This is a genomic window from Bacillus sp. FSL M8-0063, from assembly GCF_038005545.1.
In the GTDB taxonomy this organism is placed as follows: Bacteria; Bacillota; Bacilli; order Bacillales; family Bacillaceae_G; genus Bacillus_A; species Bacillus_A wiedmannii.
Window position 1 is genome coordinate 81842 of the sequence record NZ_JBBOTJ010000001.1, and the last position, 16400, is coordinate 98241.

Below are 16400 nucleotides of genomic sequence, written 5' to 3' on the forward strand. Positions count from 1 at the left end.
AAATGTTTTATAACAAATAAAGAAGTTCAACAGGAAACCTGTTGAACTTCTTTATTTGTTTACTCATTATCAACTCGTTTTAACGGTTGATCTGCTGGACCTTCCATAACATCTCCCTCAATTGAAAAGCGTGAACCGTGGCAAGGACAGTCCCAAGTACAATCACCATTATTCCATTCAACTTCGCAGCCGAGATGTGTACAAGTTGTATCGACAATATGTAATTTTCCATCTTTGTCTTTATAAGCACCTGCTCGTTTTCCGTTAACATGTACGACAGATCCTTCACCAACTTCGAGATCTTCTGGCTTACGTAATGTGGTTTCAATCTTTCCTTCAATTAAATGTTTCGCAACATCAATGTTCTGGGAGAGGAATGTTTTTATATCTGGATTTGCATGGAAGCGTGATGGTGCATACAGTTCCTTATAGGGATTGTGGACTTTTAGAATGGAGTCCTTCAGTAAATGAGCGGCAGCAGTTCCAGTTGTCATTCCCCATTTACGATATCCAGTTGCAACAAATATATTTGGATTTCTTTCGTTAATATGTCCGATATAAGGAAGCTTATCTAGCGTGATTAAATCTTGTGCTGACCATCTATAGGGAACGTCATCTACTCCAAACGTTGCTTCCGCAAAAGAATACAGTGCTTCATAATGAAGCATTGTGTTTATTCCTTGTCCTGTTTTATGACTTTCTCCGCCAATTAAAATTAATTTTTCTCCATTGTTTGTTGTATAGCGCAAGGAACGTTTTGGGTCATCAATACTTAAATACATGCCACCTGGATAATCCGTTTTTGCTTTGATTGCAAGAGCATAAGAGCGTTCGGCATACATTCGCGTAAAGAAAAAGCTATTCGCATCATAGAAAGGAAAATGTGAACAAGAGACAACATATTTGCAAGTGATGCGATGTCCGCCCTTTGTAATGACTTGTGGATAATCACCCTTTTCCACATCAATAGCTGTTGTTTGTTCATAAACTTTTCCGCCCATCTCCACAAACTTTTCTAAAAGTGTTTTCAAATAAAGGAGGGGATGGAATTGTGCTTGGTTTTTCATGACAAGTGCAGATTGTACTGGGATCGGAATTGATAGAGATTGAACATAGTCACAAGGTATATTTAATTTTTGATAGGCTTCATATTCTTTCGATAAACTTCTTAATCCATTATCAGTAGTTGTATATAAATATGAATCTTCATTTGAGAAATTACAGTCGATTTTATATGTTTGCACCGTCTCATTTATGAATTGTAGAGCATGATTATTTGATTCATAGTAAAGCCTCGCTTTTTCCACACCGAAATGATTTATTAATTCATCATAAATAAGATCGTGTTGTGCTGTTACCTTTGCTGTTGTATGCCCAGTCGTTCCATTTAAAATAAGCCCAGAATCAATTAAAACAACGTTCATACCTTCTTTTGCAAGTAAATAGGCAGTCGTAATGCCTGTAATACCAGCTCCGATAACAGCAACTTCTGTCTTTGTATCTTCAGATAAAGGGGGAAAAGCAGGGACCTGAGTAGATTCAATCCAATAAGATAATGGGAATTGTGGAAATGTATCGCTTGTCATTATAAAACCTCCCGATTTTAGAACAATTTTCCTTTTAATATTTCCATATGATATGAAATTCATGTGCGCTGTTTTAGAAAGAGTCTATTTTTATTAAAAGAGAGATGTAATTATTTTAATATAATTATTTGGTGTTGTCGGTATGAAGAGGTATGAGTTGTGTAAAGCTAGATTCAGGTGAGTTTATTTGTTGTTTATAACGAGAGTTCTTGAATAAAATAGAGTTTGTAGGATGGAATTGTATGTATATAAATAAGGAGCGAAACCTTATAAAATATATGTTTATTCTTTAGTGAAATAAAGTATAATTATAAAAATATAACCAACTTTTATTACTAGGTCATAAAAGTTGTTGACAATATAGAAATTCTATTGATATGATTCATCATGTGGAAAGGTTGATAGAGAGTAAAAAGAGAAATGTTTTTCATTGATAATAAAAGCGAAAAATAAGTGACGATAGAGTGAGTATATTTTCCTTATAATAGATGCTTTTTTAATCACCTAGTAAAATCAATCTGGAAGCAAGAATTGATATATGTAAGTTGCGCAAGGCGCGGCATAAGAAAGGGGCAAAAGGATGAAGGAGCTTCATACGTTTGGGTGGTATGCAGCACGTGTATCACCACATTTGCCGAAAAAAGCATTTAAACCAGTTCCTACTCGTTTATTTGGTGGACTGGCTTATTTGCTTGTGGCATTGGCGGGGTTAATATCGATTGGTGTATTTGAATTGAATGTGTGGGCGAATCTAGGAATTGCGATTGTTCTTGGATTATGTTTTGCTTCACTTGGATTTTTAGGACATGAAATTTTACATGGAACAGTGGTAAGAAAAGCATGGCTTCGTGATTTTTTAGGCGCGATAGCATTTATGCCATTATCAACTGGCCCGAAGCTTTGGAGAAAGTGGCATAATGCAACGCATCATGTTCATACACAACATGAAGAGAATGACCCAGATGCATGGCCTACACTGGAGAAACTGAAAAAGAGTAAGTTTTTGAGGTGGGTATATCGCATGCCTCTTCATGTTCGTTCATTCTTTAGTTTTCTGTCACTAACCATTCAATTTACGTTACATTCGACTCGAATGTTCTTTCATTTTATAAAGGAATTTAAGTCATCCAATCAAAAATCTGTATGGCTTCAACTTCTTTTGCCTTGGACTGTTTGGATTAGTTTATTGTTTATTATGGGACCTGGAAAATGGTTATTTGCATATGTAATTCCATTGTTAATTGCTAACTTTATTGTAATGGCATATATCGCAACAAATCATCGCTTAAATCCAATTGTTCCAGTAAATGATCCGTTAGCGAACTGTTTATCAGTAACAGTGCCGCGCTGGGTAGACGTTTTACATTTCAATTTCTCATATCATACAGAACACCATTTGTTCCCTGCTATGAGCTCTAAATACTATCCGTTAGTAAAAGAGAAAATTAAAGAAATGTGGCCGGAACGCTATCATGAGATGCCAATGACAAAAGCTTTGGCAGCGCTATGGAATACACCACGTGTGTATTATCAAGGAAGTGAATTAGTGGATCCGCATAGAGAGCATTTCTATGGTTCTTTAGGAAATGGACTAGATCCTCATAATATTTCATATCGTGAGGAACATATAGAGGAAGAAGAGAGTATTAAAAAAGTAAATCAGTAAAAATTGATATATTTTGCAGTGAAAAAGCAAGCCATTTCAGGCTTGCTTTTTTTTTATAAAGAGACTTCTTTTTTATTCTTTTTACTAAATTGAACTGAATTTGTTTCTTTTCGTTGTAGGCGTTTTTCTAAAAGATTAACAAAATAAGTAAATACAAGAACAAGTACGAGGTAATATAAACCAACGATTATGTATGTATCTAACTGTTGGAAGTTACTTGCAGCAATTGATAAACCTGATCCCCATAATTCGGACAATCCTACATATGCAACGAGAGAAGAGTCCTTTAATCCAATAATAAACTGATTTCCTAAAGGAGGAAGAGATTGACGAAATGCTTGTGGTAATACAATACGGCGCATAGCTAAAGGATAAGGCATGCCTAAAGAACGAGCAGCTTCCAATTGTCCACGGTCGACAGATTGAATGGATCCGCGGAAAATTTCAGTAATATATGCACCGTTATGGATTGCTAAAGCAATTGCTCCTGCCCAAAAAGGAGTGAAGACAATAATCGATGTAATACCGAAATAGAGAATGGCAATTTGAACAATTAAAGGTGTACCACGAATAATGGCGATATATACATGAGCAATACTATTTAAAATCTTATTGTTAGAGATTCGAAAAAAAGCGAATAGTAATCCAATTAGTGAACCAATTAATAGGGATGTTAGTGTTAATTGTAATGTGACAATAGTAGCCTTTAAGAGTGTGGGATAAGTAGACATAAAAATTTCAAACATATGTGTCACCTCATATTGTATGGATTTTGGTAGGGAATGAAATACCCCACATAAAAAGTGGGGCATAATGTCTGAAACATTTGACTAGCTAATTTACTTCGTTTTTTCCTCTTCACCGAGAATATTACGTCCAAACCATTTTTTACTGATCTTTTCATACGTACCATCTTTAATGATTTCATCTAAAGCTTTATTTACTTTCTCAACCATTTCTTTATCATCTTTACGAATAGCAATTCCCATTTCATCAAGATTTAATGGTTTTCCAGCTTCTTTTATATTTGATTTACCTTCTTTGATCATGCGTAAACCAACCATTTGATCAGTGATTACTGCATCAATACGTCCAGGTTCTAAGTCCATAAGTGCAGTAATATCGCTATCATATTCTGTGATTTGATTTGTATGTTTTGCAACAAGGTCTTTAAAGGTACTAGCTTTTACAACACCAATTTTCTTACCTTTCAAATCTTCTGGAGAAGAGATAGATGTATTCTTTTTAGCAACAAAAATTTGGGCACCAGAACGATAATAAGGATTGGAGAAACTAACGGCTTTTAAGCGTTCTTCTGTAATTGCCATACTGCCCAATATAGCATCATATTTTTTCGATTGTAGACCTTGAATTAGCGTTTCCCACGGATTTGTAATAGGAGTGGGTTTCATATTCATTTTTTTCGCAAGTGCCTCACCAATTTCCACATCAAAACCGGCAAGCTTTCCGTCATTTTCTTTATAGTTAAAAGGTTTATATAAGCCACTCATCGCATAACGAAATTCTTTTTCACCATTTGAAGTAGTAGCACTTTCCTTACTACAGGCTCCTAGTATGAAGGATGTACATAATGTAATACTCGCAACAATGGTTAATAGTTTTCTTTTCATAAAACCCCTCCTATATATTGATCATACGGATGGTTTTAAGTATGTTACTGAGATATTTTATTTGGACAATTAGTTGTGCACCGTATGAATGTATTTCTTTTCATTTGAAACAGAAGTTACATTATAAAACGTTGCGTAAAAATTGCTTTGCTCGTTCATGTGATGGAGCTGAAAAGAATTGTGCTGGCGGAGCGTCCTCTACAATCTTTCCATCATCCATAAATATGACGCGATCTGCTACATCTCTTGCGAAATTCATTTCATGAGTAACAATAACCATGGTCATTCCTTCTTCAGCAAGTTCTTTCATAACTTGCAATACTTCTCCAACAAGTTCAGGGTCTAAGGCTGAGGTAGGTTCATCAAATAGCATAATTTTAGGATTCATAGCAAGAGCTCGTGCAATGGCAATGCGCTGCTTTTGACCACCTGACAGGAGGTGGGGAGTTACATCTGCTTTATCTTGTAGACCGACTTTTTGCAAAAGCTGATTTCCAATTTCCTTTGCATTTGTTGTTTCTAATTTTTTTACATGGATAGGTGCTTCTATGATGTTTTCTAGCGAGGTCATATGGGGAAAGAGGTTAAAGTGCTGAAAAACCATTCCGACATTTTCACGGACTTTGTTTAAATTTGAATGCTGTGGATCAATTCGTTCACCGTGTAAGTGAATTTCACCTTCATCATACATTTCTAAAAAGTTAAGACAGCGAAGTAATGTACTTTTACCGGAACCACTGGCACCAATTAAAACAACAACCTCTTTTTCTTTTACTTGTAAATCAATTCCTTTTAAAACATCAAGCGAGCCGAATGATTTTACTAGATTTCGAACCTGAATCATACAAAACCCCCAGTCAAAAATATATTTTACAAATGTTTCCCCTTATTTCTGTTATTAGCCACAAATTGTCAGAATCCTTCATTTTTTTCGTGGGATTTGATATTCAAGGAAATAATAAATTTCAAAAATCCCTATATCCTTCTATAATGAAAATATGGATAATAATATATAGGTAGTATTTATATTGCTTATAAAAAGGGGGAAAGAAAAATGGAAAAAGAAAGGAAGACATTTTCCTTTGGCTTACGTATGCAGCTTATGCTATTCACTACAATTTTAGCTTTTATTACATATTCGACAAGTTTAATTTTTATTTACGTTATATATGATTATTTTCAAGATTATGTAAGTCAAACCGTTTATAATATCATTGTTATGCTATTAGGCGTAGTATGGTCTGGAATATTAGCGTATGGAGCAGCCATATTTCTAATTAAACCGCTTCGAAAGTTAGAGGAGGCGGCAAGGAAAGCGGCTGAGGGTGATATTCGTGAAGATGTTCCATTACCGAAGGCAGATGATGAAATTAAATCTTTAAGTGTCGCATTTAATATGATGTTAGGAAACTTAAGGGGCATGGTAAAAAATATTGATACAACATTTTCGTATACAAACAATCAAGTACAGCAAATTAGAAGGCAAACAGGGGAAGCAACAAAGCAAGCACGAGGTGTGTCTGAAACTCTTACAGAGATTTCTTCTGGCGCTGAGCAATCAGCTGCTTCCATTCAGGCGATTGTTTCTGCTGTTGATAAAACAACTTCTATTGCGAGTGAAGTAGAAGAAAAAGCAAAACAGTCTGACGAGTTGTCTTTAGAAATGGTTCAAGCTTTAGGGCAAAGTACACGAGTCTTTACTTCTTTAATTCAAGGTATTCAAGCATTGGCAAAAGAAAATGAAAATTCGATGCAAAATGTACAGAAATTAGAAGAACGAATGAAACAAGTAGAACATATTGTTTCTGTTGTGAGTGAGATTGCTAGTCAAACGAATTTGTTAGCACTAAATGCTTCTATTGAGGCGGCTCGTGCTGGAGAGCATGGAAGGGGCTTTGCAGTTGTTGCGGAGGAAGTACGGAAACTTGCTGATGAAAGTGATCATTCTGCAAGAAACATATCGCAGTTATTACGAAATATGCAAGATGAAGTACAACAAGTTGCAATGAAAATGACAGAACAAGTGACAATAGCTAAAGAAGAGGCAAAACGTGGGGAAGCTACGGAATTAATTTTAAAAGAAATGTCATCAAGTGTTATGGAAGTAGCCGATGCAACGAAGCAAATTAGTGGCTATATGAACGAACAAGTGAGGCACATTCATCAAACAGGAGCACAAACAAAGGCTGTAGCAGCAATTGCTGAAGAAACATCAGCTGGTTCACAAGAAGTAGCACGTGTGACGTTGCAACAATCTAAAAATATGGTAGTAATCGATCAATTGTTAAAGGATTTAGAGAAGCAAGCAGCAGACTTGAAACAAACAATTGAACGATTTTCAATGTAAAAAGGAAGAACAGTATTCTGTTCTTCCTTTTTTACATATGAAAAGGAGGGATACTTTGTTGAAAACGAAAAACATTGCAAGGATCATATATGGTTTTCACTTTACGCAATCTTTGAAAGTTAGAACCATAATAACTAGTTTGCCAATTTATAATATCGATATCGGGCCAATTGACATAGTCACCTAGTGTATAAGGATCTAAGCTTTCTCGTAAATCTTTAACCCAGCGTATATTGCGATTTTCTTCATCATCGCATTTCCAAGAGGTAATGTATTCTTGTGCAATAATTGCTTTACGATGGAAATAAGCTGTTTCAGTAGGGGTAATATTTTCAACAGCACCTACGAGCGATTGGTGCCAAATACTTGCATCTTTATTTGGTGCATGAGAAAGAAAATATTTCATGATTTGAAGGCCTTTAAGAGGGATAGGTTCATATACGTAGGAACCGGAGCGCTTAAAGTTTTCAGGGATATTCCCACTGTTAAAAAATTCAACAGCTTTTATATAAGGAACTTCATCTATAAAGAGAGAGGGGGTACCAGTTTCAAGAAGAGGAGATAATAAGGAATGGAGTTCAGAGGGAGAGCCAACAAATTCACCTTTTACTTCAATTTTATTTCGTTGCTTTGCGAATAATTCAATTGATGAAGTGAGACGTTTGTCTATATAAGGCGCCCAGTTTTGCCACGCTTGAAATGCAGCGATAAACTCTTCCCATTCCCATGTAATTGAGAAGATTGATACATTTTTTATAGGATGCATTCGAAAAGTTAAAGAAGTAACAATTCCGAAGTTTCCACCACCACCACCGCGGCACGCCCAAAACAAGTTATGGCTTTCATGTTCGTTTGCGCGAATGATTTTTGCTCCGAATTTACCGCATGCTTGTACCATTTCGACTTCTACTAATTGATCACATGTTAATCCAAATAAGCGTGAAAGCATACCGATGCCACCGCCAAGTGTTAATCCAACAATTCCAACGCTTGCGCTTGTACCAGCCGGTATTGTCACACCATAATTCCAAAGCTCTTTATAAACAGTGCCAAGGTTTGCACCAGCTTCAATTGTTGCTGTTAATTTATCTGTATTAACAGTAATGCGATGCATTTCACTCACATCAATAATAAGTCCTCTATTTAGAAGAGAAAAATTTTCATAGCTATGACGTCCGCTTCTTAAGCGAAATGGTATATGACGTTCACGTGCCCATTTTAAGGCGTTACACACATCATTTTTATTTTGGCAAAAAACAATAATACAAGGGAGTTTTGGAATACTTAAATTTAAATTCATTCGGGCTACGTCATAGTCAGGATCTGAAGGAACAACGATACGACCTGTTAATTTTGTTTGTTTCAATTGATCACTCCTTTCTAAAATAAGCAGTTCTTTTTATTAATATATGAAAATCGTATGTAACCTGTGTGGACAAGAATAGGTGAGGAATGAGATTTGCCTTTGTGAGAAATAAATAAAGCATAAGAATGAGGAATCTACATAGAGTTCAATGAAAACAGTTGCAAACTATTCATATTTTGTTATGATAGTGTTACGAAAACGTTTGCATAAAATTTCCGATGGGATGCAAAAGGAGAGAAGGACTATGAATAAGACATGGTGGAAAGAAGCAGTTGCTTATCAAATTTATCCACGTAGCTTTATGGATTCAAATGGTGATGGTATTGGAGATTTACAAGGTATTATTGCGAAACTGGATTATTTAAAAGATTTAGGTATAGATGTAATTTGGATTTGTCCAATGTATAAGTCACCTAATGATGATAATGGTTATGACATTAGTGATTATCAAGATATCATGGATGAGTTTGGTACGATGGAAGACTTTGATGCGTTACTAGATGAAGTTCATAAGCGTGATATGAAGCTTATTATTGATTTAGTTATTAATCATACAAGTGATGAACATCCATGGTTTATTGAGTCTCGTTCATCTAAAGACAATCCGAAGCGTGATTGGTATATTTGGCACGATGGTAAAGATGGTGCGGAACCAAACAACTGGGAAAGTATTTTTAATGGGTCGGCATGGGAATATGATGAAGTAACAGGACAATATTATTTACACTTATTCTCACGTAAACAACCAGATTTAAACTGGGAGAATAAAGAAGTTCGCGAAGTTTTATACGATACAGTTAATTGGTGGCTTGATAAAGGAATTGATGGTTTCCGAGTGGATGCGATTAGCCATATTAAAAAAGAAGATGGCTTCAAAGATATGCCAAATCCAAAAGAATTAAAGTATGTACCATCTTTTGATAAACATATGAATGTGGATGGTATTCAGCCTTTATTAGAAGAGTTAAAAGAGAATACGTTTTCTAAGTACGATATTATGACTGTTGGTGAAGCGAATGGCGTTAAGATTGAAGATGCTGAGCTTTGGGTTGGAGAAGAGCAAGGCAAGTTCAATATGGTATTCCAATTTGAACATTTAAGTTTATGGGATGCAGAAAAGAAGAAAGATCTTGATGTTGTAGGGCTGAAAAAGGTATTAACGAAATGGCAAAAAGGGTTAGAAAATAAAGGATGGAATGCTTTATATATTGAGAATCACGATAAGCCACGTATCGTTTCAACTTGGGGAGATGATAAACAATATTGGCGTGAAAGTGCAACAGCTCTTGGAGCAATGTACTTCTTTATGCACGGTACACCGTTTATTTATCAAGGACAAGAAATTGGGATGATGAACGTTCAATTATTAAATATTGAAGATTATGATGATGTAGCAATTAAAAATTTATATCGAGAGAAAATTGCAGAGGGCGTACCACATCAAGATATGATGGAAATTATATGGGCTTCTTGCCGCGATAATTCTCGTACACCTATGCAGTGGAACGATGAGATGAATGCTGGCTTTACAGCAGGTGCGCCTTGGTTTAGTATGAATCCAAACTACAAAGAAATTAATGTTGAAAAGCAAAAGAATGAAGAAAACTCTATTTTCAATTTCTATAAGAAAATGATTGCCTTGAAAAAAGAGCACGATGTACTGAATTACGGTACGTACGATTTACTTCTAGAAGAAGATCCGCAAATTTATGCATATACACGTACATTAAACGATGAAAAAGTCGTTGTAATTAGCAATATCTCAAAAGAGGAAGCTGTGTATAATGAGGGTTCATTCGCACTAGAACGCAAACGTTTGCTTTTAAATAACTATAAAGTTGCGGAAAATGAACAAGTAACTTCAATCACGTTAAAGCCTTATGAAACAAGGGTTTATCGTATTTCATAATAAAAAAGGATGCTCTTAGAGCATCTTTTTTTATGAAAAAAAATAAATTTCTATTGCAAAGTGAAAACGCTTTTATTAAAATAGATTTATGAAAACGGTTGCGTAAAGATAAAAATAAAGTAACATAAGGAATCGTTTTCATAAGAGAAACAGAAATTATAATTTAAATCATTATGTTGTTATAAATAAAGGGGAGGAAGAACAGATGAAAATTACGTCTTTTGATTTTTGGCAAAAGTTCGGAAAAGCATTATTAGTTGTTGTAGCTGTAATGCCAGCAGCTGGTTTAATGATTTCTATCGGTAAGTTAATTGGGATGTCTGCTGGGGATATTAACGCAGTTCATACAATCGCTCGCGTAATGGAAGACATAGGTTGGGCAATTATTACAAATCTACACATCTTATTTGCAGTAGCAATTGGGGGATCTTGGGCGAAGGATCGCGCAGGTGGTGCATTTGCAGCGCTATTAGCATTCGTCTTAACAAACAGAATTACAGGAGCTATATTTGGCGTAAACGCTGAAATGTTAGCGGATTCAAAAGCGACAGTTTCTTCAGTATTAGCAGGAGATTTAGTTGTAAAAGATTACTTTACTTCTGTACTTGGTGCACCAGCATTAAACATGGGAGTTTTCGTAGGGATTATCACAGGTTTCTTAGGAGCTACTTTATATAACAAATATTATAACTATAATAAACTGCCACAGGCATTAGCATTCTTTAACGGAAAACGATTTGTACCATTCGTTGTAATTGTTTGGTCTACAGTCACTGCAATTGTATTATCACTTTTATGGCCGTTCATCCAAAGTGGATTAAATGAATTCGGTCGCTGGATTGCAGCATCTAAAGATAGTGCACCAGTTGTTGCACCGTTTGTATATGGAACGTTAGAGCGTTTACTATTACCATTCGGTTTACATCATATGTTAACGATTCCGATGAACTACACAGAGCTAGGCGGAACATATACGATGTTAACTGGCTCAAAAGTTGGACAAATTGTAGCAGGACAAGATCCATTATGGCTTGCATGGATTACAGACTTAAATAATTTACTAGCAAATGGAGATACGAAAGCATATAACGATTTATTAAATAACGTTGTACCAGCTCGTTTCAAAGCTGGACAAGTTATTGGTTCAACAGCAGCGTTAATGGGTATTGCTTTCGCGATGTTCCGTAATGTTGATAAAGAAAAACGTGCAAAGTATAAACCAATGTTCTTATCGGCTGCATTAGCAGTATTCTTAACAGGTGTAACAGAACCAATTGAATTCATGTTCATGTTTATTGCTCCAGTATTATATGTTGTATATGCAATTACAACAGGACTTGCATTCGCATTAGCAGATTTAATTAACTTACGTGTTCACGCATTTGGATTTATTGAATTAATTACTCGTACACCGATGATGGTTAATGCAGGACTAACTAGAGATTTAATCAATTTCGTTATCGTTTCATTAGTATTCTTTGGTCTGAACTTTACATTATTCAATTTCTTAATTAAAAAATTCAATTTACCAACACCAGGACGTGCAGGTAACTATATTGATAATGAAGATGAGTCATCAGAAGGAACAGGAAATGTACAGGATGGTTCATTAGCAACAAAAGTTATTGATTTATTAGGTGGTAAAGAAAATATTGCTGACTTAGATGCTTGTATGACGCGTTTACGTGTAACAGTAAAAGATTTAGATGTTGTTGCACCAGAAGCACAGTGGAAACAAAATGGTGCTTTAGGACTTATCGTAAAAGATAAAGGTGTACAAGCAGTATATGGTCCGAAAGCTGACGTATTAAAGTCAGACATTCAAGATATGTTAGGTGCGTAATAAGATGAAATTGCTAACTTTAAACTGTCACTCTTGGCAAGAAGAGAATCAAATGGAAAAGATAAAATATCTTGCTAAAGTCATTCAAGAAGAAGAGTACGATGTCATCGCATTGCAAGAAGTAAGTCAGTCGATACAAGCTGAAAATGTATGCGGTAACAAGAAAGAAGATAATTTTGGACTTTTACTATTAGAAGAGTTAAAAGCGTTACATGTAAAAGATTACAATATTACTTGGGATTTCTCTCATATTGGTTATGATGTGTATGAAGAAGGATTAGCGATTATAACGAAGCATAATGTTGTAAAAGAAGATACGTTCTTTATTTCAGAAAATAAGGATACAACGTATTGGAAAACACGCAAAATTGTAAGTGCGACAATTGCTTATAATGATAAGAACATCACGTTTTACTCTTGCCACCTCGGTTGGTGGAATGATGAAGAAGAATCATTCAAAGATCAAGTTAATCGTTTGATGGGGCGTGTAGACAGTAATGAACTTTCCTTCTTAATGGGTGATTTTAATAATAACGCTCGTTTACAAGGTGAAGGCTATGAATATATGATGCAAAAAGGTTTGTATGACACATATGAGCTAGCAATAGAGAAGGATGAAGGAACAACTGTCCAAGGTGAGATTGCTGGTTGGGATGAAAATAAACATAACTTACGAATCGATCTAATATTGTGTAACCAAAGTGAAAAAGTTCGTTTTTCAAAAGTCATTTTTAATGGTACGAACAGAAATGTAATTTCAGATCATTTCGGTGTAGAAGTACAAGTAGATATATAATAGAAGAAATCCTCACAGATGATGAAAAGCTGTGAGGATTTTTTTGAGGAATACAAGTATTTCCAAGAGAAAATACTTGTATTTTTTATGACATTTCCTATATATTTGTTATTATTGAATGTAAAACTAATTTGGTCATTTTGTATGCATACTTTTTTTACTTCGTTATATAATGAAGTAAGTGAAATATTTAATGGGAAAAATAGTGTATTTTCGTTTAATCCACGATGTAGAAAGTGATATAATTGCAAAATGTATGTATCATTTTCTAAAGAAGGAAAAATATATAATTAGGTGATAACTTCTATGAAACAAATTTGGCGTATTTATAAGACAGATTTACGGAATGTAGCTAAACATTGGGCTGCAATTGTTATTGTTTTAGGATTAATGATTTTACCATCGTTATATGCATGGTTTAACATTAAAGCTTCCTGGGATCCGTACGGAAATACAAAAGAGGTTCCCATTGCAGTTTCTAACCAAGATGCAGGATCTAATTTAAGAGGGAAAGATATTAATATCGGTGAAGAGATTGTAGATTCTCTTAAGAAAAACAAAAATCTTGGTTGGAAATTTGTAGATGAAAAACAAGCAATTCACGGAGTTGAGCGCGGAGATTACTATGCAAGTATTACAATTCCAAAAGATTTCTCTGAAAAGATTGCAACTGTTCTGGATGAAAATCCGCAGAAACCAGAACTTGATTACTATGTAAATGAAAAGGTAAATGCGATTGCACCGAAAATTACAGCAAAAGGTGCATCAGGTATTACAGAAGAAATTAGTAAAAACTTTGTTAAAACAGCAAACGGTGAGATTTTTAAAGTTTTTAATGATCTTGGAATCGATTTAGAAACAAACTTACCAAGTATCGAGAAAGTAAAAGATCTTGTATTTAAGTTAGAAGCGCAGTTCCCAGAAATGAATACACTGATGGATAAGGCGTTAGATGATGCGACTCGAGCAGAGGATATTGTGAAAGTAGCGCAAAAAGAGTTGCCGGTTGTAGAAAGTGTTATTAATGATGGGCAAGAAGCGTTAGGGAATTTAGATAAATTCTTTGCGAGAAATGATGAAACATTGCAACGTGCTCCAGGAACTATTAAGAATAATTTAATTGTAATGCAAAAAGGGTTAGATGGTGCGGCAGCGATTACGGATTTCTTAAAGAATCCATCATTGGATTTCAATCTGGCACTTCCAGATCCATCCAAGTTCCCGGAATTACCGAATGTAACTATTCCTCAAATACCAACGCTTCCAGAGTTACCGCAAGTGAATGGTGAGGGATATAAAAATATTGCTAAAAATATTGATCAAACTGTAAATAATGTTTTTAGTTCAATACGTGTTGGAACAACTTATGCACAAGGCGTTATAAACGGATTGGGAAATGGTAATTTTGATCCGGAAAAAGCAAAACAAGACCTTAATAAGGTTTCTGAAAATCTTAAAGGTCGTGCAGATAGTGTTTCATATTTAATTGATGTCTTTACTAAATTTAAGGAATTTGCACCAACTGATTCTGGAAAAGACTTCTTCCAAAAACGAATAGATAAATTAACGAATCTTAAATCAGCTATAGAAAATGCAAATGGCGGTGTTAAAGATATCGCTAATATTATTGGTACAGGGCAAGAAGTGAAACAAGACGCAAGAGATGCTGCTAATAAGAAGTTAGATGCAATAAATAACTTAGTAAATCAAGCGGAAGCAGATTATAATGCGACGTTTGTAGCGGATTTTGAAAAAGCAGTAAGCACAGCTGAACAATTGAAAAATAAGGCTGACAATGTAAAAGAAGATGCTCAGCAGCTCAGAGGAAATTTAAATCAAGATATCAACAAAGCTAATGAGATATTAAACAATGGTAGAGAGAACTATGATCAGGCTGTAGCGGATTACGCAAAACTAAAAACTAGTCTTGAAAAGGCGAGAGCAGATTTAAGCAATAAAGGTGTTAACGGTTTAGACTCTACAAAAGTAGCCTTAAATGATTTAAATGGACAGTTCCAAGCAGGATGGAATTTAGTTAATGATATGATTCCAGTTCTGGAAAGTACAAATAAAGTTTTAGCTGATGTGAATAGTGATAAAAACCTTAATGGTACAATTGCTAAGTTAAATAAAGCAAAAGATGGTTTGCAAAAAGGAATGGATTTAACTGATAAAGGAATTGACGCTATTAATAAAGGTCAAAAACCAGCAGCAGATGTTATTGAGAGTATTAATGAAGTGTCTAAAAGTGTTTCAGCTCAATTAGGTGATATTTTGGCTAAATATGATTCTGAAATCACTCCAAATTTCAATGCAGCTATTGCTCGTACAAAAGAGATGTCTAAAAATACATCTCAAATTTTAAAAGAAGCAGACAAAAAGCTTCCAGATGTTAAAAAGTTACTAGAAGATTCATCAAAAGGCTTAGTAGACGGTAAAAAGAAATTAACAGACATTAAAGCTGACATGCCGGAAACTGAGAAAAAGATTAAAGACTTAGCAAATAAAATTCGTGATTTTGAATCTGAAGAGGATATAAAAGACATCATACGCTTATTGAAAAATGATGTTGAAAAGCAAAGTGATTACTTCGCGAATCCAGTAAATTTAAAAGAGAATAAATTATTTGCGATGCCAAACTACGGTTCAGCGATGTCACCATTCTATACAGTGCTTGCATTATGGGTAGGCGCATTATTAATGGTTTCATTATTAACAGTAGAAGTACATGAAGAGGGCGCGAATTATAAGAGCCATGAAATTTACTTCGGACGTTTATTAACATTCTTAACGATAGGTCTTTCACAAGCGTTTATCGTATCAATGGGAGATATATTCTTACTCGGTACGTACGTAGTCGATAAGTTCTGGTTTGTGTTATTTAGTTTATTTATTGGTGGAGTCTTTGTTTGTATCGTATACTCACTCGTTTCTATTTTCGGAAACGTTGGGAAATCGATGGCGATCATTTTACTTGTACTGCAAGTAGCAGGATCGGGCGGAACATTCCCAATTCAAATGACACCAGCGTTCTTCCAAGCAATTTATCCGTTCTTACCGTTCACATACGCAATTAGTGCAATTCGTGAAACAGTAGGCGGAATGCTTTGGGATATCGTAACGCGAGATTTACTTGTGTTAAGTGCTTTCGTAGTAGTTATGATTGTCGCTGCGTTATTACTGAAAACACCAATTAACAAATCGAGTGAAAAGTTTGTTGAGAATGCAAAAGGAAGTAAAATCATTCACTAAAATA

Annotated in this window: 10 protein-coding genes and 2 pseudogenes; 7 read left to right on the forward strand and 5 right to left on the reverse strand. The window is 34.9% G+C overall.

Going from position 1 to position 16400, the window contains the following annotated elements; genetic code table 11:
* Window positions 1–59: 59 nt before the first annotated feature.
* Window positions 60–1586 carry an FAD-dependent oxidoreductase gene (locus MKX31_RS00390; protein ID WP_340979688.1) on the reverse strand — a complete coding sequence of 509 codons (1527 nt, stop codon included), beginning with the start codon at window positions 1584–1586 and terminating at the stop codon, window positions 60–62.
* Between the two features lie 580 nt (window positions 1587–2166).
* Here MKX31_RS00390 and MKX31_RS00395 point away from each other — a divergent pair.
* The gene (locus tag MKX31_RS00395; RefSeq protein WP_064477210.1) at window positions 2167–3252 is read left to right on the forward strand and encodes a fatty acid desaturase family protein; all 1086 of its coding nucleotides are present in this window, start codon (window positions 2167–2169) and stop codon (window positions 3250–3252) included.
* A gap of 53 nt (window positions 3253–3305) precedes the next feature.
* Here MKX31_RS00395 and MKX31_RS00400 read toward each other — a convergent pair whose 3' ends face one another.
* The 3 genes from MKX31_RS00400 to MKX31_RS00410 form a co-directional block, all read right to left on the reverse strand.
* Window positions 3306–3998 (reverse strand): amino acid ABC transporter permease, encoded by a 693-nt coding sequence (locus tag MKX31_RS00400; RefSeq protein WP_064477211.1) that lies wholly within the window; start codon window positions 3996–3998, stop codon window positions 3306–3308.
* A 93-nt stretch (window positions 3999–4091) separates the two neighbouring features.
* Window positions 4092–4883 (reverse strand): ABC transporter substrate-binding protein, encoded by a 792-nt coding sequence (locus tag MKX31_RS00405; RefSeq protein ID WP_064477212.1) that lies wholly within the window; start codon window positions 4881–4883, stop codon window positions 4092–4094.
* 121 nt (window positions 4884–5004) lie between these two features.
* A complete protein-coding gene (locus MKX31_RS00410) occupies window positions 5005–5727 on the reverse strand; it encodes an amino acid ABC transporter ATP-binding protein (RefSeq protein ID WP_088046919.1) in 723 nt (240 codons plus the stop codon).
* 375 nt (window positions 5728–6102) lie between these two features.
* Here MKX31_RS00410 and MKX31_RS29165 point away from each other — a divergent pair.
* Both MKX31_RS29165 and MKX31_RS29170 read left to right on the forward strand, forming a co-directional pair.
* Window positions 6103–6240, forward strand: a pseudogene (locus MKX31_RS29165) (HAMP domain-containing protein); the annotation flags it as partial.
* A gap of 417 nt (window positions 6241–6657) precedes the next feature.
* Window positions 6658–7230, forward strand: a pseudogene (locus MKX31_RS29170) (methyl-accepting chemotaxis protein); the annotation flags it as partial.
* A 31-nt stretch (window positions 7231–7261) separates the two neighbouring features.
* Here MKX31_RS29170 and MKX31_RS00420 read toward each other — a convergent pair.
* A complete protein-coding gene (locus MKX31_RS00420) occupies window positions 7262–8596 on the reverse strand; it encodes an FAD-binding oxidoreductase (protein ID WP_088046922.1) in 1335 nt (444 codons plus the stop codon).
* Window positions 8597–8840: 244 nt separating this feature from the next.
* Here MKX31_RS00420 and MKX31_RS00425 point away from each other — a divergent pair, with 244 nt between their 5' ends.
* From MKX31_RS00425 to MKX31_RS00440, 4 genes are all read left to right on the forward strand, one after another.
* Complete coding sequence (locus tag MKX31_RS00425; RefSeq protein ID WP_088046923.1) at window positions 8841–10505, forward strand: glycoside hydrolase family 13 protein; 1665 nt, start codon at window positions 8841–8843, stop codon at window positions 10503–10505.
* Between the two features lie 205 nt (window positions 10506–10710).
* Window positions 10711–12348 carry a PTS transporter subunit IIBC gene (locus tag MKX31_RS00430; RefSeq protein WP_340979695.1) on the forward strand — a complete coding sequence of 546 codons (1638 nt, stop codon included), beginning with the start codon at window positions 10711–10713 and terminating at the stop codon, window positions 12346–12348.
* Between the two features lie 4 nt (window positions 12349–12352).
* Window positions 12353–13144, forward strand: a complete 792-nt coding sequence (locus MKX31_RS00435; protein ID WP_064477218.1) for an endonuclease/exonuclease/phosphatase family protein — start codon at window positions 12353–12355, stop codon at window positions 13142–13144.
* Between the two features lie 306 nt (window positions 13145–13450).
* Window positions 13451–16396, forward strand: a complete 2946-nt coding sequence (locus tag MKX31_RS00440; protein WP_088046924.1) for a YhgE/Pip domain-containing protein — start codon at window positions 13451–13453, stop codon at window positions 16394–16396.
* The last annotated feature ends 4 nt before the right edge of the window (window positions 16397–16400 follow it).

Coding starts and splice junctions, on each gene's coding strand:
- MKX31_RS00435 (WP_064477218.1), top strand. CDS start 12,353: ATGAAATTGCTAACTTTAAACTGTCACTCTTGGCAAGAAGAGAATCAA.
- MKX31_RS00425 (WP_088046923.1), top strand. CDS start 8,841: ATGAATAAGACATGGTGGAAAGAAGCAGTTGCTTATCAAATTTATCCA.
- MKX31_RS00395 (WP_064477210.1), top strand. CDS start 2,167: ATGAAGGAGCTTCATACGTTTGGGTGGTATGCAGCACGTGTATCACCA.
- MKX31_RS00405 (WP_064477212.1), bottom strand. CDS start 4,883: ATGAAAAGAAAACTATTAACCATTGTTGCGAGTATTACATTATGTACA.
- MKX31_RS00430 (WP_340979695.1), top strand. CDS start 10,711: ATGAAAATTACGTCTTTTGATTTTTGGCAAAAGTTCGGAAAAGCATTA.
- MKX31_RS00440 (WP_088046924.1), top strand. CDS start 13,451: ATGAAACAAATTTGGCGTATTTATAAGACAGATTTACGGAATGTAGCT.
- MKX31_RS00400 (WP_064477211.1), bottom strand. CDS start 3,998: ATGTTTGAAATTTTTATGTCTACTTATCCCACACTCTTAAAGGCTACT.
- MKX31_RS00410 (WP_088046919.1), bottom strand. CDS start 5,727: ATGATTCAGGTTCGAAATCTAGTAAAATCATTCGGCTCGCTTGATGTT.
- MKX31_RS00390 (WP_340979688.1), bottom strand. CDS start 1,586: ATGACAAGCGATACATTTCCACAATTCCCATTATCTTATTGGATTGAA.